Origin of the sequence: Paenarthrobacter sp. TAF1 (assembly GCF_052113825.1) — a bacterium.
Classification (GTDB): Bacteria; Actinomycetota; Actinomycetes; order Actinomycetales; family Micrococcaceae; genus Arthrobacter; species Arthrobacter nicotinovorans.
In genome coordinates this window covers 1-16,340 of the sequence record NZ_JBFRDO010000012.1, presented here as the reverse complement: position 1 = coordinate 16,340, position 16,340 = coordinate 1, and the positions used below count along the sequence as shown (strand labels likewise).

The window sequence follows — 16,340 nt, the reverse complement described above, 5'->3', positions numbered from 1 at the left end:
GCGATGGGCAGGACTCACCATGGGCCAAGGAACGGGCCGGGCCCTGGAAGCCGCGGAGGGGCTTCAGGCGCCTTCGGTGAGCGTCACTCCGGGGATGCCCGACTGTTCCGGCAGGGGACGCGAGGGGCGTTCTGTCCGGATAGCGTCCTCGATCAGGGCCACAGGACGCTTCCAGGCTTCGGATCCCGGTTCCATGGTGTCCACTGCCCCTATTAGCATGGCCACCAGCCTGACCATGTCTTCGATAGTGATGTCCTTGCGCAGCGATCCCTGGCCCTGGCCGCGTTCCAAAAGTGTGGCCATGGACCCGATGAGCCCGCCCGTGATGCCCATGAGTAGCCCACGGCGGCCGGCGACGGCGTCAAGCAGATTGGCATCTTCGCTGGCAACCCGCATCACGGCGTCGATGACGTTGATGAGGCCTTCGGCGGCGTCCATGCCGTCCGCTGCCGCAGCGGCCACGGGGTCCACGTGCTGGCGCAATTGACGCGACAGTGCGGCGAGGACCAATTGCTCTTTGTCGGAGAAGTTGCGGAACAACGTTGCGGGGCCAACTCCAGCGGTGGCGGCAATGGTTTGCAGGGGCACGTCAGGACCGAATTCACGGAAGCACTGCCGGGCGGCGGTAATGATCTTGTCTACGTTGCGTGCGGCGTCTGCCCTGAGGGGCTTGCGTTCAGAGGGCTGTTCCATGCTTGTCAGGGTAGCAACGCAGGCGTTCAGGCCTGTTGTTACGCGGGAGTAGGTTGTTATATGACAAACCGGCACATGAAACACTGGATTCATGTTGCTTGCATTCTCAGTTGCCCCTTCGGGCCAGCCCGCTTCCGCCGCCAACGGTGGACCCACCCCTGACGCCTCCGTGCACGACGCCGTTGCTGCCGCCGTGAAGATCGTCCGCGAGTCCGGATTGCCCAACCAGACGGACTCCATGTTCACCACCATCGAAGGCGAATGGGACGAAGTTTTCGACGTCGTCAAACGGGCCACCGAGGCGGTCGGGCGCTATGGCAGCCGCGTCTCGCTGGTCATCAAGGCGGACATCCGCCCTGGTTACAGCGGCGAGCTGACCGGCAAGGTGGAGCGCCTGGAAGACGCCATCTCCGCTTCGGAGTAGATGCTTTCCCCGGCGGGCGGTCAGTGCCAGACTGGGGGCCATGATTGAACACGTGACCGAACCCGGCTGGGTGGACGTCGAACGGTACCTGACGGACGTCGTCGTGCATCCCGAACCTGCCCACCAGCGCGCGGTGGCTTCCGCCATGGAGGCCGGGATGCCTGCCATCGAGGTAGCGCCAAACGCTGGCAAGCTGCTGAGGATGCTGGTGCAGATGTCGGGGGCCAGGCGTGTGCTGGAGATCGGAACGCTGGCTGGGTTCAGCAGTATGTGGATGGCCCAGGGACTGCCTGATGACGGCAGGATCGTTACGTGCGAATACCTCCGGAAGCACGCCGATGTTGCACGCGCCAACCTGGATGCTGCCGGCGTTGGCCACAAGGTGGACATCCGGGTGGGTGCGGCCCTGGACACGCTTCCGACGCTTGCAGGCCAGGAGGCGTTCGACTTTGTGTTCATTGATGCGGACAAGGAAAACGACGCCAATTACCTCGACTGGGCCATCCGGCTGGGTCACCCCGGCACGGTGATCGTGATGGACAACGTGATCTGGGACGGTGCCATCCTGGAGCCCGGGCGGGACGAGACCAACGCTCCCGGAATCGTAAAGGCGCTGGAAATGATGGGGCAGGATCCGCGTCTGGATGCCACGGCCATCCAGACGGTAGGGAGCAAGGGCTGGGACGGCTTCGCGATCGCGCGGGTGCGATAGGTGGACTTCACGCTTCGCCCTGCAACGGTGGACGATGCCCGGGCCATGGCCGTGATGCACCTCCAGTCATGGCGCGAGAGCTATGGACGGCTCCTGCCCGATGAGTTCTTTGCCAAACAGGAAGCAGGATTGCCCCAACGCATCGACAAGTACGAGGAGTCAATCGCCGCGGGCCATGCAAGGATGCTGGCTTTCGGCCCCGATGGCGACCTGGTGGGGCTCGGAGCAGCTGGTCAGGGCAACCACGAGGACCGCCCGTGCGATACGGAATTGTTCATGCTTTACACCTTGGAACGGATCCACGGGAGGGGAGTTGGACAGGCGCTGGTGGACGCCTTGATCGGGGACGCTCCGGCTTACCTGTGGGTCCTGGACGACAATCCGCGGGCCCAGGCTTTCTACCGCCGCAACGGGTTCGTCCCTGACGGCAAGCGCCAGTTGTGCGACCCATCGTGGTACTCGCTCCCGGAGCATCGGATGGCACGCCCCGGCATCTGATCCTGAGTCAGCGCTCGCTCTCCTCGGGCTGGTCCATGTCCAGCGGCGAGTCGAGCAGGCCCGGCGGTTTGGGCACCCGCGCGAGCAGGAGGCAGACCACCGTCAGCCACGCCACTGCTGCGGTCAGTACCTCCGCCCATACCGATGCTCCAAGTTCCATGTAGCGATCATATGGCTCAGCGGAGCCAAATTGTAAGTATCCTTACTACTGATGTGACTGAATCGGGTAACACTGCACTCCACTAGGCTGGAACCATGGATCAGGCAGGGCGGCAATAGTGGCGAAACGCGGAAAAAGGTCGACGGCGGGAGTCGTCGAGGTGCCTTCCGGCACCCGTCCTGACGGCCCGGTGGCAGGCGTCTATTACATCGATACCGGCGACTGCGAATTGCTGCAGGACCAGGACAACTCCAACGGCTGGCTGCTGAAAATCAACGGCGTCATGAGCTCCCATATCGACCTCGCGGACCCCCTGTTCCTGGACTTCGAGTACATGCGGTGGATTGCGGCCCTGGTGGAATCCCGATGGCCCAGGGAGTACAAGCCCAAGCTGCGTGCACTCCATCTGGGCGGTGGGGCGTGCTCCATGGCGCGGTACTTCCACTCGGCGTACCCCGAAGCGCGGCAGGTGGTTGTGGAGCTTGACGGCAAGCTGGCCGACTACGTCCGTGGCTGGTTCGATCTGCCCAAGGCGCCGTTGCTGAGGATCCGCGTGGGAGAAGCCCGGGAAGTCACAGAGTCCCTCACTCCGGATACCCGCGACCTCATCATCCGCGATGTCTTCGCGGGAGCCTTCACGCCACGTGCCCTGACCACTCGGGAGTTCACGGCCCATGCCGATGCCGTACTCGCCGCTGACGGACTGTATGTGGTCAACTCAGGGGATGCGCCGGACCTGAAGAATGCCCGGGCAGATGCCGCTACTATCGCCGACACCTTCGAGCACACCATGATCATCGCGGATCCGGCCATGCTCAAAGGGCGCCGGTACGGCAACATGATCATGGCCGGCAGCCACGTTCCTTTCGGCGATGACCCCACCCTGGCGCGCAAGTTGCTGGGCGGCGGCGTGCCGGCCCACATTTGGGACGATGCCAAGGTTCGGGCCTTCGCAGCCGGAACCCCGGTGCGGCACGATCCTCCTGCCGAGTGACGTTACCCCCGGCTCAAGGAGCTGTTCCAAGCCTCCCATAGGGTGGCATACCGGCCGCCGTGGGCCAACAATTCCTGGTGCGGACCGGACTCAACAAGCCTTCCGTGCTCCATCACCACCACCGTATCCGCGGAGGCGGCCTGCGACAGCCGGTGCGCGATCACCACGGACGTTCTGCCTGCCAGGGCAGCTTCCGCGGCCTGGTCAAGCATGGTTGCCGAACCCGTTCCTGCCTCCGCCGTCGCTTCGTCCAGAACGGCGATCGGCGGGTCCTTGAGCAGGAGCCGTGCAAGGGCTACTTGTTGCGCCTGCTCGGGGGTGAGCTGGTGGCCTCCGGCACCTACGGGAGTCTCCAGTCCGTCGTCGAGCGTTTCACTCCAAGTGGCCCCTACCGTGTGCAGGACCTGCCGCAATTCCGCAGGGGAAGCGTTCGGCTTGGCGAGCCTGAGGTCCTCGGCGAGGGTGCCGGAGAAGACATGCACTTCCTGGCTAACCATGGCAATGCGTTGATGCAGCTCCGCGGGGTGGGCGCTGGCGGAATTGAGGCCCCCCACCAGGGCGGTCCCGCGTTGGGGTTGTTCCAAGCCCATGATGACCTTGGCCAGTGTGGTCTTGCCTGCCCCTGACGTTCCCACGATGGCCACACGTTCGCCGGGTTTGATTGTGAGGGACACTCCGTTGAGCGCGGGACGCTGGCCGGGGTAGGCGAAGGAGACATCGTCCAAGACGATTCCGGCGTCCTTTTCCGGGGCGGTGCCGTCAGGCTTGGTCCGGTCCGGGGGAGCAGCCGGCCCCGCGGATTGCGTCAGCCCGAACATCCGGCCCAGGCCCGCGGCTGCCTTCTGGAGCTCGTCGAACTGCCCCAGGACCAGGCCAATCGGATCGAATAACCGGTAGAAATACAGTGCCGCTGCCGTCGCTGCCCCAATGGTTACCGCGCCCTCGGCGTGTAGCCAGAACCCCACCAGCAAAACGGCGGACAGCCCAATGAGCTCGGCCAGGTTGAGGCGGTTGTAGAAGCGGGTCAGGTAGCCAACCCCGCGCAACGAATGGCCGATGTTTTCCCGGGAGGCTGCCGCCACAAGATCGGCATGGCGTTCTGCCAGTCCCAGCGCCACGACAGACGCCGAACCGTGGACGGTCTCGATGATCTGCTCGGTCCGGTTGGCCTCGGTGATCCGGACCGTCCGATAGATGGGGGCGGTCCGTTTGAGGAACCAGCGCAACGTGATGACCTGCAAGGGTGCCGCAACCAGCACGGCGACGGCGAACCGCCAGTCGATCACGCCCAGGCCAAACAGTGTCACGGCAATGGTGAACGCTGCGCTGGTAAACGCGGGCAGCACGCGGGAGATGGCCTCGCTGACGGCCTCCACGTCGCCGGAAACCCGCGCAACGACGTCGCCAATCCCTGCCTTTTCCAGTTGTGCCAGCGGCTTGCGGACTGCTGCTGCAAACACGTCCTCGCGCAGTCCTGCCAACGCTTCCTCGCAGATCCGGGCCAGGAGATTCTGTCCCAGAATCCCCAGGAGTGCTCCCAAGCCACCGGCCACCAACAAGGAAACGGCCAGCCACAGCAAAGACAGGACGTCTCCACCCGTCGCCGCAATATTGACCATCATGCCCAGGATTGCCGGAGCCGCGAGCCCGCAGCAGGATGCTGCCAGCAAGACCAGGATGGTCAACGTGAGCCTGCCCGGACGCTGAGCCAACAGGCGCCACATGGCCTTCCGTGTTTCACGGGGAGAGGCTATGGGAAGAATTTCGATGCTCATGAACCCACCACTTCGCGGTAGCCGGCGGAGGTGGCAAGAAGCTCGCGGTGGGTGCCTGTTTCCGCCGGACCGCCCGCACCCGCCATGACTACGCGGTGGCACGCCGCCAGCAGCGTGGGACTGGTTGTTACCAGGACCAGCGCCTTGTCGGGGAAGTTCCGCAGGCCGTCGGCGATCACGGCTTCCGTGGCGGTATCGACGGCGGTGGTGGGGTCGTGCAGGACCAGTACCGGTTGCGGCTGGTGCAGTGAGCGGCCCAGTACCAGCCGTTGCCGCTGGCCGCCGGAGAGGCTCTGGCCATGACCGGTCAGGACGGTTTCGGTGCCGTCGGGCAGCCCGGACACAAAGTCCCCGACGGCGGCAGCGGCCATGGCGCGTTCCTCCAGTTGGGCGGCGGGTGCCGCGACGTTTTCGCGGACACTGCCCCGGAACAGGACACCATCGTGGTTGTCGGCAAAGACCTGCGAGCGGATGTGGCCGGGGTCGAGCCCGGCGGCATCCTGGCCATCAATGGAGATGAGGCCAGACGGGGTGGGTACGCGGACGCCAAGGGTGTCCACCAACTGCCTCGCCTGCGTGCTGTCGGGGAGGACGATCCCCACGATTTCTCCGGCTGACGCCGTGAAGGCGGGCAAGGTGCTGTCTGCTGCGCCGCTGTGGATTTCGAGCAGCGGGGCGCTGGTCGCCGCGGACCGGTCGTCCGGCGTCGTGCGCTCTTTCGGCTCACGTGAGCCGGACTGTTCGGGGGCCGGCACTGCGGCCGGTTCCTCCAATACGGCCGCGATCCGCGCCGCGGAGGCACGCTTTTGAGCCAGTTCCACACTCAGGAACCCGAGCCAGGTCATGGGTCCCTGGACGAATTGGGCCACGCCAACAACCGCCACCAATTGACCCACGGAGATTGTCCCCTGGAGGGCAAACCAGGCCGCGAAGAAGGCGATGCCGGCCAGGAACGCCGCAGAGAGGGCGGTGCCGGCGCCTGTGTAGGCGGACTTGGCGCGGATGGCTTTCAGCGCCGAAGCCAACGAGACCCGGCTCGCGGAGCGGTACCGGGTGATGGCTGCGTCCTCGGCGCCGAGGCCCTTCAAGGGGCGGGAACCGGTAATGAAGTCCGTCGCCAGGGCTCCTGCCCGCGCGGCCGTGGACTGTTCAGCGTCGCTGCGGTTTTCCAGCGGTTTGGTGAGGTGGTGCATGACGAGCAGCATCACCGGGGTCGCCAGGAGGACGGCAAGCCCCAAGGGCACGGAGATCAGCAGCAGCGTGACGGCGGAGGTGACCAGCCCGGCCACGGCAGCCAGGCCACCACTGATCAGCCAGGAAAGTCCTGCAACCCTGTCGGCGTCGGAGGACGCGATGGCGACGATTTCGCCGGGCGCTCGCCGGCTGGCCATGCCGCGGGGGTGAAGGTTTCGTTCCACGACGAGTTGGCGGAGGTCGTGGGAGCCGTAGTTGAAGGAGCGCTCAGTGGCCAGCGTCCCGAGCCGCCACGAGAGCGCCAGGACCACGAAGACCACGGCCAGGGCGCCCAGCCACCCAAGGAGGGCGGCGACGTCGTTCGGTTGGATGGCGTTGTCCACCGCCGCGCCGATGGTGGCCGGCACCAAAGCCTCGCTGACCTGGTGCAGCGCGAGCCCGGCACAGCCTCCCAGCAGCAAATTCCATCGGCCGTTCGCAAAAAGGGCGAACGTGAAGATCCGGGATACCTTCCACGGTGCTTGCTTGTTGCGCCCGGGCGGGCAGGACTGAAGAGCGGAACTGGAAGGCATGCTTACCATAGTAAGGCTCACCTAACTTCGAGAAGGCCAGATGACCCGCCAAGCTATATCGCAATCCGGACATACGCCGCCGGTGGAAGCAGGCAGCAGCCTTTCCACGCCGCATGTCCGTGGTGTCCATACGGGATACTTCGAGTGCGCGACGCCGGCTACCTGGACTGAACACGTCCACGAAACCCATGAACTGCTCTGGGGTGCCCGCGGCGTGCTCACGGTGGAAGCCGACGACGGGTTCTTCGCGGTCCCCTCGACGCTGGGCCTATGGATCCCGGCGGGCGTGGCGCACGCGGTGAAATCGACGCAAGGTACGGGCTTTTACTGCTCGCACATTGATGCGCAGGTGGCCCCCGCGCTGGCACATCGAACCGTGGCTGTCACGGTGCCCGCGGCCGCGCAGGAGTTGCTGCGCCACATGAGCACCTTTGACATGGACGATTCCATCCGGCGGAGATCCGAGCATGTTGTGGTGGGGCTGCTCGAGGTCGTTGATTCCCGGCCGATGCTGCTGCCCATGCCCACCGATCCGCGGCTGGAACTGATGGCCAGGGCGCTTCTTGATGATCCGGCCCTGGATCGTTCGTTGGAGGAGTGGAGCGTTGTGGTTGCCGTCAGCGTGCGTAACTTGTCCCGGCTGTTCCATAAGGAAACCGGGATGACCTTTGCCCAGTGGCGGATCCACGCCCGGGTGCGCGTGGCGTTGGGTTTGCTGGCGGCCGGCTACCCGGTGTCGTCGGTCAGCAGGCGTGTGGGTTACAACAATCCGAGCGCGTTCGTGCAGGTGTTCCGAAAGGTGATGGGGCACACTCCTGGCTGGTACGTGGCGTCGCTGAAGGCCGGAAATCATCAGCCTTTGGCCGGTTCCGAATAGAATCCGGCGGTCTCTTCGAGGAGTGCGTTGTTAGGGTAGGTATACCTAACTTCGGCGGCCGGATGACAAAGCAGCGCCGCTACCGGGAGCTCTCCGCCTCCCCTGAGAATCAAGAGGACCGCAGTGATTTCACGCCCTAAAACCATGTCTGCCGCCGTTGCGGCACTGGCATCCGCAGCTTTGCTCCTGAGCGGTTGCGCCACCACCGATGCCAACGCCAGCGCGTCATCGGAGACCCGGACGGTCCAAAGCGAGGTCAAAGAAGTCGTCATGCCCGCCGAGCCCAGGAAGGCGCTGGGCATGTACACCACAGACTTGGACATGCTGATCACCCTCGGCATTCCGCTGGCCAGCCAGCAGCCCATCCGGGACAGCGGCTACAAGGGCTTCCCGTACTTCTTCGACCAGAAAGCGTTGGAGGGCATCACGCCGTTCACCAACTACCCGGAGTTCAATTTCGAGGCCATCCTCAAGGCCCAGCCCGACGTTATCCTGAACGGCCTGGGTTACGACAAGGAACTGGACGGGAAGCTCTCCGACATCGCGCCGACCTATACCTTCAACGGTTTCGACGGCAGCGACTGGCGCACCAAGTTCAAGACCGTAGCCGAAGCCTTCGGCAAGACGGCTCAGTACCAGGCTTGGATGGACAAGTACCAGGCCAAGGTTGACGACGTGAAGAAGCGTCTCGCTGCGGCCGGCAAGGACAACCTGGTGGTCGGCCCCGTGGACTACTACGAGGACCAGGTCTCTGTCAGCTGCTACGGAACGCCCTGCCTGGTGATCAAGGACCTGGGCCTGAAGATCTCACCCCTGGCTGATGGCGAGGGCAGCAAGTTGAGCGCCGAGCAGCTGGAGCAGCTCAAGGGAATCGATGTCGCCATCACCACCGAGGTTCCCGAAAAGGACGGTGCCAACCCGGACGCTTTCGCTCCGCTTGCCGGAAACAAGCTCTGGACCTCGCTGCCGTTCGTAGCCAACAAAGAGATCCATACGTACGACCTCGAAATGATTTACGGCTCACCCAGCGGCCAGTATGCGCTGCTTGAGAAGATCGAAAAGGCCCTCCTGCCATGATGCGGATCTACCGCGCCGAGGTAGTCGGAACCCGCTTTCTCACGCCCGGAATGATCCGGATTACCTTCGGCGGACCCGCCCTTGCCGGCTTTGACACCACAGGAATCGGCGACGAATACCTCCGCGTCTTCCTGCCCGAGCCGGGTGCCCGGGAAGCGCGGCTTCCCATCTCCACCGGCGACTCCTGGGACTGGGAGCCCGGCGTCGAGCCGTCCGCCATGCGGACCTACACGGTCCGGTCAGTGGATACTGCCGCCGGCACCGTCGACATTGATTTTGTAGTTCACGACGGCGGACTGGCAGCTTCCTGGGCGCAGCGCGCCCAGGTGGGGGACGTCGTCGGACTCAACTCTCCGACCGGTCTGTACGAACCGCCGGCAGGGCTGCAGTGGCAGATCCTGCTGGCAGACGCCACCGGACTTCCGGCTGTGGCCCGGCTTGTGGAGCAGACGCCGCCCGGCGTTCGAACGCGGGTGCTGATCGAGGTTGAGCGTGCCACGCACCAGCAGGAGATTACCCTCGGTGCCGGGACCGAACTCGCTTGGATCCACGGCGGGAACGGCCACAGCCAATCCCGCCTGGAGGAGGTCCTGCGGTCGATGGAACTGCCCGGCGGTGTCGGCTACATCTGGGTGGCCGGCGAGACCAAGGTGCTGCGGGGGATCCGCAAGTATCTTCGGCACGAGAAGAAGCTCACGCCCGAGTCCTACAAGCTGATGGGCTACTGGACGGACAAGAGCGAGGCTTGGGAACAGCGCTGGGAAAACCTCGACGCCGAAACCCGCCGCTGGTTCGACGAGCTCTGGTCCAACGGGAATCGTGACCACGAGGAAATCGCGGACCTGCAGGACGCCAGGTTCGAATTGCTGGGGCTATAAGTGGCGGCCGGGACCATGGAGTTGCGATCAGCCCCCGCTGAAACCGCGCCGGTTTCAGCGGGCACGTTGCGGCCGGCGGCCTTGGCGGCTGTCAACAGGCATCGGCTCCTGGGGCTGCTTTCCGCAGTCGGTGCACTGGCGCTGGTCCTGTGGCTGAGCCTTGTGGTGGGATCCAAGGACGTGGACCCGGGGAGTCTATGGCCCGCCATCACCGCGTACGACGGCTCGCCGGAACACGTGATTATCCACGACCTTCGCCTGCCCCGGACGGTCACCGGCGTGCTGGTGGGCGTAGCCCTGGGCCTGTCCGGCGCGCTGATCCAGGCCCTGACGCGCAACCCGTTGGCGGACCCCGGCATCCTGGGCGTCAACGCGGGCGCCGGCTTCTTCGTGGTCCTCGGGGTAGCGCTCTTCGGCGTCACCAGCATCCAGCAGTACATCTGGTTCTCCTTCCTTGGCGCGGTCGTTGCCACGGTGGCCGTGTACTTCATCGGTTCGCGGGGAAGGGGTGGGACCACTCCGCTCCGCCTCACCCTTGCCGGGGTTGCCTTGGGCGCGGTCCTCGGAGGCATTTCGTCCGGCATCACGCTCCTGCGTCCGGCCGTGTTCGACAGTATGCGCAGTTGGAGCGCTGGAACGTTGAGCAATCGCACGTGGGAAGTATTGGCTTCCGTGGCGCCGTTCATCCTGCTGGGAACGCTGATAGCGCTGTGCATGGCCCGTCCCCTCAACGCTGTGTCCATGGGCGATGACACCGCCAGATCCCTCGGTGCCAACATCGTGCGCACCCGGATCTGGACCATCATCGCGGTCACGCTGCTCTGCGGAGCCGCCACCGCTGCCGCCGGACCTATCGGCTTCGTGGGGCTCATGGTGCCACACGTCGCCCGCTGGATCGTTGGTCCGGATCAACGATGGATCCTGGCCTACACTTTGGTGCTCTCGCCTGTGCTGCTGCTGGTGTCCGACATTCTTGGCAGGCTGGTCCTCCGGCCCGGCGAAATGCAGGTGGGAATCATTACTGCTTTTGTGGGCGCTCCCGTCCTCATCTGGCTCATCCGGCGCCGGAAAGTGAGCACCCTGTGACATCCCTTGACCAGGCGCTTCCCCTTGAGAAGGCGACGTCCGTCGACTTCGGCCGGCGGACCATCGCTATCCGCCGCTTTGGCGGACGCGTCTCCCTTCGCCTCGACGTCCGGACCTTGGTTGTCACCGCCGTCCTGCTTACCGCCGCCCTGGCGCTCGCCGTCGTCGCCCTCGGCCTGGGTGAGTTCAGCGTTGCGGTACCGGACGTTGTTTCGGCGCTGCTGGGCCAATCCAGCGGCGCTGTGCACATGGTGGTGGTGGAGTGGAGATTGCCCCGTGTCCTCCTGGCCCTGTTATTGGGGGCGGCCATGGGGGTCAGCGGGGCAATCTTCCAGTCGCTGACCCGCAACGCGCTGGGAAGCCCCGATGTGATCGGCTTCAACACGGGCGCCTATACGGGCGCGCTGGTGGTCATCCTGCTGATGGGTGGCGGCTACTTTGCGGTGTCGGCCGGTGCTCTGGTGGGTGGTCTGGTGACTGCCGCGCTGGTGTACGTGTTCGCTTACAAGAAGGGCATCCAGGGGTTCCGACTCATCATCGCGGGCATCGCTGTGAGCGCCATGTTGGCCTCGGTAAATACCTGGCTCATTCTCAAAGCCTCGCTGGAGCAGGCAATGTCGGCAGCCGTCTGGGGTGCAGGTTCCTTGAACAAGATCACCTGGGACCAGGTGTTGCCGGTGATGATCGTGTTCGGGGTGCTGCTGGTGGTGCTGTCTTTCTACGGCAGGCGGCTGGGCCTGTTGGAAATGGGCGACGACGCCGCCCGCGCCTTGGGTGTTCGGCTGGAAGGCTCGCGGCTGGTTCTGGCAGTGGTTGGCGTGGCTTTGACGGCGATGGTCACCGCCGCCGCGGGGCCAATCGCCTTTGTATCGCTGGCAGCACCGCAACTCGCGCGCCGTCTCACCCGCTCGGCCTCTGTGGGCCTGGTCCCGTCGGCTGCCATGGGCGCTTTCCTGTTGGTGGCCAGCGACATCGCGGCGCAGAACCTCTTTGCGCCCACGCAATTGCCGGTAGGCGTAGTGACTGTCAGCATCGGCGGCTGCTACCTCGTGTGGCTCCTTGCCCGTGAGGTGAAGCGGCAATGAGCGAAGAATTGAAGGAGTCTGTTGTGACTGATGTGTTGGTTGATCCCGTTTCTGATTTTGCGCCGGATGCCCGCCCCTTCGCTTCGCGCCTCAGCGCCGAGAGCGTGAGTCTCGGCTACGCGGGACGCTCGGTGTCCGAGGCGCTTGACGTGCGGATTCCGGACGGCGGGTTCACGGTGATCGTGGGCCCGAATGCCTGCGGTAAGTCGACGTTGCTGCGGGCGTTGTCCCGGCTGCTGGAGCCGACGTCCGGGTCGGTGCTTTTGGATGGCAAGAGCATCTCCTCCTATGGGGCCAAGGAAGTCGCGCGCCGCCTCGGTTTGTTGCCGCAGACCTCCATTGCACCCGACGGAATCACCGTGGCGGACCTCGTAGCCCGTGGCCGGTACCCGCACCAGAAGCTGCTGCGCCAGTGGTCTGAGGCTGACGAGGCCGCGGTGGTGGCAGCCCTGGAAGCCACCAACGTTGCCGGGCTGTCCGGGCGTTTGGTGGACGAACTCTCCGGCGGGCAGCGGCAACGCGTATGGGTGGCCATGGTGTTGGCGCAGCAAACCCCGTTGCTCCTGTTGGACGAACCCACCACGTTCCTGGACATCGCGCACCAGATCGAGCTATTGGAACTGTTCCGGCGGTTGAACAGGGAAGGCAACACCCTGGTGGCCGTGCTGCACGACCTCAATCACGCCTGCCGCTACGCCACGCACCTCATCGCCATGAAGGACGGCGCCGTGGTTGCCGAGGGCCGGCCCGCCGATGTAGTGACAGCTGAGTTGGTGGAGCACGTTTTCGGCCTGCCGTGCCTCGTGATCGACGACCCCGTGAGCCACACTCCGCTGGTGATCCCGCTTGGGTCCTGATTCCCCCGCTGATTCCCCCGACCCGCGAAGCGGCAGTTAATGACAGTGTTTTGCGAAAACATTGCCATTAGCTGCCACCTCGGAGACTCATCCCGCCCCCAGCAGCTCCTCCCGCCGGCTCTCCGTCTCCTCCCGCAAAGCCTGCACGACGGCGGCTACCGCGGGGCGGCGCATGGAGTCCGGGCGGAGGGCCATCCAGTAGGGGAGCAGCTCCGCGAAGTCCGATGGCAGCAACCTGACCAGATCCGCGTGCCGGTCAGCCATGAAGCACGGCAGGAACCCCACCCCGGCGCCGGCCCTGGTTGCTTCGACGTGGACAAAGACGTTCGTTGAACTCAGCCCGTCGCGCATGGTCGGAACCAGCCTCCGGGGAGCGTCCAGGTCATCCACCTGGAGCATGGAATCCACGAAGTACACCAGCTGGTGTTGCGTCAGTTCCTCGATGCTGGAAGGCGTCCCGTTGTCTTTCAGATAGGCACGGGAGGCGTACATTCCCAGCCGGTACTCGCCAAGTCGGATCGCTTCAGCCCGGTGCACTTGCGGCGTCCCGACCACCACCTCGATGTCCAGGCCCGAGCGCTGCTGCAACGCCCGACGCGTCACCGTCACAATCTCCACGCTGAGACCAGGGTGCGAGCTCCGCAGACGGGCCACCGCTGGTGCCGCAATATAGGCGCTGAAGCCGTCCGTCGCGGTCATGCGTACGACGCCGGTAATGGGGTCGGGTGCGCGGTCGCTGGGTCCCAGCGCACCCACCGCAGCTTCGATCCGCTCCGCCACCAGAACCGCTTCGGCGCCCAACTCCGTCACCTCCCAACCACCGGCCGCACGCGCCAGGACCCTGCCGCCCAACGCTTTCTCCAGCGCCGCTATCCTGCGCGAAACGGTGGTGTGGTTCAGCCCCAAGGCTTGTGCCGCCGTCGTGAACTTTCCTGAACGTGAGACGGCAAGGAAGATGAGGAGGTCGTCGGGGTTCGGCTTCATATCTGCAATTTTGCACACATGTGGTGCCTCTTTGGTCATTGAGGCATAACAAATCTGCGGCAATACTCAGTGGAGCATTTCGTGTTGTGGATCACATCACGTTCAAAAGGGTCAAAGAGGACACTGAGGAGATGGATATGAGCGTAGAGCAGCGCTCCGCATCAAGAGCAGGGAAAGACGCCGGCAAAGGCTCCGGCCTGAAGAAGATCGTCGCGGCCTCGATGGTGGGCACCGTCGTGGAATGGTACGAGTTCTTCCTGTACGCCACAGCCGCCACGCTCGTTTTCGGCAAGTACTTCTTCCCAAGCACAGGAAACGAACTGGACGGCATCATCCAGGCCTTCATCACCTACGCCGTGGGTTTCGTCGCGCGGCCGCTGGGTGGCATCGTGTTCGGCCAGATCGGCGACAAGCTCGGCCGCAAACCGACGCTGCAGCTGACCATCGTGATCGTGGGCGTCTCGACGTTCCTGATGGGCTGCCTCCCCGGCTTCATGGACATCGGGTACTGGGCGCCGGCCATGCTGGTGGCACTTCGCTTCATCCAGGGCTTCGCGCTCGGCGGCGAGTGGGGTGGCGCTGTGTTGCTGGTAGCTGAGCACAGCCCCAACAAGTCGCGTGGTTTCTGGTCCTCGTGGCCGCAGGCCGCTGTGCCGGTGGGCAACCTCCTGGCCACACTGGTCCTGTTCGTTATGTCCACCACCCTGAGCAGCGAAGCGTTCCTCGGCTGGGGCTGGCGCGTTGCATTCTGGCTCTCCGCGGTGATCGTGTTCGTTGGCTACTACATCCGAACCCACGTCACCGAAGCCCCGATCTTCCTCGAAGCCAAGGCACAGGTGGAAGAGTCCAAGGCCATCAGCTACGGCGTCGGCGAGGTCATCCGCAAGTACCCCAAGGGCATCCTGCAGGCCATGGGACTCCGTTTCGCGGAGAACATCATGTACTACCTCGTGGTGAGCTTCGCGATCGTCTACCTCAAGAGCGTCCACAAGTACGACACGTCCTCGCTCCTGCTGGCACTCCTGATCGCCCACGTCATCCACTTCCTGGTCATTCCGCAGGTCGGCCGGCTTGTTGATTCGTGGGGCCGCAAGCCCGTGTACCTCATCGGCGCCATCACCGGTGCAACCTGGCCGTTCTTCGCCTTCCCCATGTTCGACACCAAGAACGCCGTGATCATCGTGCTCGCCGTGACCATCGGCCTCTGCCTGCACGCCTTCATGTACGCCGGTCAGCCGGCCATCATGTCCGAGCTCTTCCCCACCCGCATGCGCTACTCCGGCGTCTCACTGGGCTCGCAGGTCACGTCCATCTTCGCCGGATCACTCGCTCCGCTGCTGGCAACCCAGTGGCTCAAGGACACCGGCTCATGGGTTCCCACAGCGATCTACCTCGTGGTCGCCTGCGCGATTACCGCCGTCGCGGTTATTTCACTCAAGGAAACCAAGGGCATCGCGCTCCAGGAGGTGGACGAGGCCGACGCAGTAAGGCACGGACTCACCACCGCACCCGCTACCTCGAAGGGCTGATCTGATGGACAACTCCTTGAACGGACGCAAAGCGCTGATAACCGGAGGCGCGAGCGGTATCGGGGCTGCCTGTGCCCGTGCGCTCGCCGCACGCGGCGCGAAGGTAGTAGTGGCCGACGTCGATGCCTCCGGAGCTGCGGCCCTCGCCGACGAGCTGGGCGGCACGGCCTGGACGGTGGACCTGCTGGATACTGAGGCGTTGGCCGCGCTGAGCCTTGACTGCGACATCCTGGTCAACAATGCCGGCATCCAAAAGGTCGCGCCGATCGAGGAGTTCGAACCAGCCGAGTTCCGACGGATCCTGGCCCTGATGCTGGAGGCGCCGTTCCTCCTGATCCGGGCCGCCCTCCCGCACATGTACGCCAACAACTTCGGCCGGATCATCAACATCTCCTCGGTCCACGGGCTCCGGGCCTCGGCCTACAAGAGCGCGTACGTGTCCGCCAAGCACGGCCTTGAGGGACTCAGCAAGGTCACTGCTTTGGAAGGCGGTGAGCACGGTGTCACGTCCAACTGCATCAACCCCGGCTACGTCCGCACGCCCCTTGTTGAGAAGCAGATCGCGGACCAGGCCCGGCTCCATGGCATCCCCGAGGCCGAAGTCCTGGCCAAGGTGATGCTCACGGAGTCGGCGGTGAAGCGGTTGGTGGAGCCGGAGGAAGTTGCGTCGTTGGCAGCTTGGATGGCCTCCGACGACGCCGGTATGGTCACCGGCGCGAGCTACACCATGGACGGCGGGTGGTCGGCCAGGTAGCACTCCCTCGCCCCCGCGAAGTGACAGTTAATGCCAATGTTCCGCGGGCAAAGTCAATTGGTGGGAGCAACGCTGGGGGTTAGGCCGCTTGTAGCAGCTGGTTTAGCCGGTTGGCTGGGGTCTCGAGGTTCAGTGTTGGTCTGGGGCGGCGGTTGAGTTTCGCTGCGACCAGGCGGATGTCCTCGGGGGTT

Annotated in this window: 17 protein-coding genes; 12 read left to right on the top strand and 5 right to left on the bottom strand. The window is 64.6% G+C overall.

What is annotated here, in order from left to right; all coding sequences use genetic code 11:
- Nucleotides 1-63: 63 nt before the first annotated feature.
- Nucleotides 64-693 carry a TetR/AcrR family transcriptional regulator gene (locus AB4Y81_RS14985; RefSeq protein ID WP_018778881.1) on the bottom strand — a complete coding sequence of 210 codons (630 nt, stop codon included), beginning with the start codon at nt 691-693 and terminating at the stop codon, nt 64-66.
- A 91-nt stretch (nt 694-784) separates the two neighbouring features.
- Between AB4Y81_RS14985 and AB4Y81_RS14980 the strand changes: the two genes are divergently transcribed.
- Genes AB4Y81_RS14980 through AB4Y81_RS14970 form a run of 3 tightly spaced genes read left to right on the top strand, consistent with a single transcriptional unit; the run spans nt 785 to nt 2,327 of the window.
- Nucleotides 785-1,117, top strand: coding sequence for a thiamine-binding protein (locus AB4Y81_RS14980; RefSeq protein ID WP_055977396.1), 333 nt, complete (start codon nt 785-787; stop codon nt 1,115-1,117).
- 40 nt (nt 1,118-1,157) lie between these two features.
- Complete coding sequence (locus tag AB4Y81_RS14975) at nt 1,158-1,829, top strand: O-methyltransferase (RefSeq protein WP_039239359.1); 672 nt, start codon at nt 1,158-1,160, stop codon at nt 1,827-1,829.
- Nucleotides 1,830-2,327 (top strand): GNAT family N-acetyltransferase, encoded by a 498-nt coding sequence (locus AB4Y81_RS14970; RefSeq protein WP_416429851.1) that lies wholly within the window; start codon nt 1,830-1,832, stop codon nt 2,325-2,327.
- A gap of 7 nt (nt 2,328-2,334) precedes the next feature.
- On the opposite strand, the gene AB4Y81_RS14965 is transcribed toward AB4Y81_RS14970, so the two are convergent.
- Nucleotides 2,335-2,487 carry a hypothetical protein gene (locus AB4Y81_RS14965; protein WP_018778877.1) on the bottom strand — a complete coding sequence of 51 codons (153 nt, stop codon included), beginning with the start codon at nt 2,485-2,487 and terminating at the stop codon, nt 2,335-2,337.
- 118 nt (nt 2,488-2,605) lie between these two features.
- Between AB4Y81_RS14965 and AB4Y81_RS14960 the strand changes: the two genes are divergently transcribed.
- The gene (locus tag AB4Y81_RS14960) at nt 2,606-3,481 is read left to right on the top strand and encodes a spermidine synthase (protein WP_416429850.1); all 876 of its coding nucleotides are present in this window, start codon (nt 2,606-2,608) and stop codon (nt 3,479-3,481) included.
- A gap of 2 nt (nt 3,482-3,483) precedes the next feature.
- Here AB4Y81_RS14960 and AB4Y81_RS14955 read toward each other — a convergent pair whose 3' ends face one another.
- Together AB4Y81_RS14955 and AB4Y81_RS14950 are read right to left on the bottom strand one after the other, a co-directional pair.
- Nucleotides 3,484-5,256, bottom strand: coding sequence for an ABC transporter ATP-binding protein (locus tag AB4Y81_RS14955; RefSeq protein WP_416429849.1), 1,773 nt, complete (start codon nt 5,254-5,256; stop codon nt 3,484-3,486).
- The gene (locus AB4Y81_RS14950) at nt 5,253-7,022 is read right to left on the bottom strand and encodes an ABC transporter ATP-binding protein (RefSeq protein ID WP_441996173.1); all 1,770 of its coding nucleotides are present in this window, start codon (nt 7,020-7,022) and stop codon (nt 5,253-5,255) included. The genes AB4Y81_RS14955 and AB4Y81_RS14950 overlap by 4 nt, the downstream gene beginning before the upstream one ends.
- A gap of 40 nt (nt 7,023-7,062) precedes the next feature.
- On the opposite strand from AB4Y81_RS14950, the gene AB4Y81_RS14945 reads away from it, so the two are divergent.
- The 6 genes from AB4Y81_RS14945 (at nt 7,063) to AB4Y81_RS14920 (ending at nt 12,882) form a co-directional block, all read left to right on the top strand.
- On the top strand, nt 7,063-7,899 hold the full coding sequence (locus tag AB4Y81_RS14945; RefSeq protein ID WP_210078210.1) for a helix-turn-helix domain-containing protein: 837 nt from the start codon (nt 7,063-7,065) through the stop codon (nt 7,897-7,899).
- 123 nt (nt 7,900-8,022) lie between these two features.
- On the top strand, nt 8,023-8,976 hold the full coding sequence (locus tag AB4Y81_RS14940; RefSeq protein WP_275777544.1) for an ABC transporter substrate-binding protein: 954 nt from the start codon (nt 8,023-8,025) through the stop codon (nt 8,974-8,976).
- Complete coding sequence (locus AB4Y81_RS14935) at nt 8,973-9,854, top strand: siderophore-interacting protein (protein ID WP_416429846.1); 882 nt, start codon at nt 8,973-8,975, stop codon at nt 9,852-9,854. The genes AB4Y81_RS14940 and AB4Y81_RS14935 overlap by 4 nt, the downstream gene beginning before the upstream one ends.
- A gap of 15 nt (nt 9,855-9,869) precedes the next feature.
- Nucleotides 9,870-10,940: a Fe(3+)-siderophore ABC transporter permease gene (locus AB4Y81_RS14930; RefSeq protein ID WP_416429845.1), complete on the top strand. Its 1,071-nt coding sequence runs from the start codon at nt 9,870-9,872 to the stop codon at nt 10,938-10,940.
- Nucleotides 10,937-12,025 carry an iron-enterobactin ABC transporter permease gene (gene fepG, locus AB4Y81_RS14925; protein WP_416429844.1) on the top strand — a complete coding sequence of 363 codons (1,089 nt, stop codon included), beginning with the start codon at nt 10,937-10,939 and terminating at the stop codon, nt 12,023-12,025. Before AB4Y81_RS14930 ends, fepG begins: the two co-directional genes overlap by 4 nt.
- Complete coding sequence (locus AB4Y81_RS14920; RefSeq protein WP_441996172.1) at nt 12,022-12,882, top strand: ABC transporter ATP-binding protein; 861 nt, start codon at nt 12,022-12,024, stop codon at nt 12,880-12,882. The genes fepG and AB4Y81_RS14920 overlap by 4 nt, the downstream gene beginning before the upstream one ends.
- 87 nt (nt 12,883-12,969) lie before the next feature.
- Here AB4Y81_RS14920 and AB4Y81_RS14915 read toward each other — a convergent pair whose 3' ends face one another.
- Complete coding sequence (locus AB4Y81_RS14915; RefSeq protein ID WP_441996171.1) at nt 12,970-13,866, bottom strand: LysR family transcriptional regulator; 897 nt, start codon at nt 13,864-13,866, stop codon at nt 12,970-12,972.
- 137 nt (nt 13,867-14,003) lie between these two features.
- Between AB4Y81_RS14915 and AB4Y81_RS14910 the strand changes: the two genes are divergently transcribed.
- Complete coding sequence (locus AB4Y81_RS14910) at nt 14,004-15,395, top strand: MFS transporter (RefSeq protein ID WP_026267518.1); 1,392 nt, start codon at nt 14,004-14,006, stop codon at nt 15,393-15,395.
- A 4-nt stretch (nt 15,396-15,399) separates the two neighbouring features.
- On the top strand, nt 15,400-16,149 hold the full coding sequence (locus AB4Y81_RS14905) for a 3-hydroxybutyrate dehydrogenase (protein ID WP_018780360.1): 750 nt from the start codon (nt 15,400-15,402) through the stop codon (nt 16,147-16,149).
- Nucleotides 16,150-16,340: the final 191 nt, after the last annotated feature.

Coding starts and splice junctions, on each gene's coding strand:
- AB4Y81_RS14985 (WP_018778881.1), bottom strand. CDS start 693: ATGGAACAGCCCTCTGAACGCAAGCCCCTCAGGGCAGACGCCGCACGC.
- AB4Y81_RS14955 (WP_416429849.1), bottom strand. CDS start 5,256: ATGAGCATCGAAATTCTTCCCATAGCCTCTCCCCGTGAAACACGGAAG.
- AB4Y81_RS14930 (WP_416429845.1), top strand. CDS start 9,870: ATGGAGTTGCGATCAGCCCCCGCTGAAACCGCGCCGGTTTCAGCGGGC.
- AB4Y81_RS14980 (WP_055977396.1), top strand. CDS start 785: ATGTTGCTTGCATTCTCAGTTGCCCCTTCGGGCCAGCCCGCTTCCGCC.
- AB4Y81_RS14920 (WP_441996172.1), top strand. CDS start 12,022: ATGAGCGAAGAATTGAAGGAGTCTGTTGTGACTGATGTGTTGGTTGAT.
- AB4Y81_RS14965 (WP_018778877.1), bottom strand. CDS start 2,487: ATGGAACTTGGAGCATCGGTATGGGCGGAGGTACTGACCGCAGCAGTG.
- AB4Y81_RS14910 (WP_026267518.1), top strand. CDS start 14,004: ATGAGCGTAGAGCAGCGCTCCGCATCAAGAGCAGGGAAAGACGCCGGC.
- AB4Y81_RS14905 (WP_018780360.1), top strand. CDS start 15,400: ATGGACAACTCCTTGAACGGACGCAAAGCGCTGATAACCGGAGGCGCG.
- AB4Y81_RS14915 (WP_441996171.1), bottom strand. CDS start 13,866: ATGAAGCCGAACCCCGACGACCTCCTCATCTTCCTTGCCGTCTCACGT.
- AB4Y81_RS14945 (WP_210078210.1), top strand. CDS start 7,063: ATGACCCGCCAAGCTATATCGCAATCCGGACATACGCCGCCGGTGGAA.
- AB4Y81_RS14975 (WP_039239359.1), top strand. CDS start 1,158: ATGATTGAACACGTGACCGAACCCGGCTGGGTGGACGTCGAACGGTAC.
- AB4Y81_RS14935 (WP_416429846.1), top strand. CDS start 8,973: ATGATGCGGATCTACCGCGCCGAGGTAGTCGGAACCCGCTTTCTCACG.
- AB4Y81_RS14950 (WP_441996173.1), bottom strand. CDS start 7,022: ATGCCTTCCAGTTCCGCTCTTCAGTCCTGCCCGCCCGGGCGCAACAAG.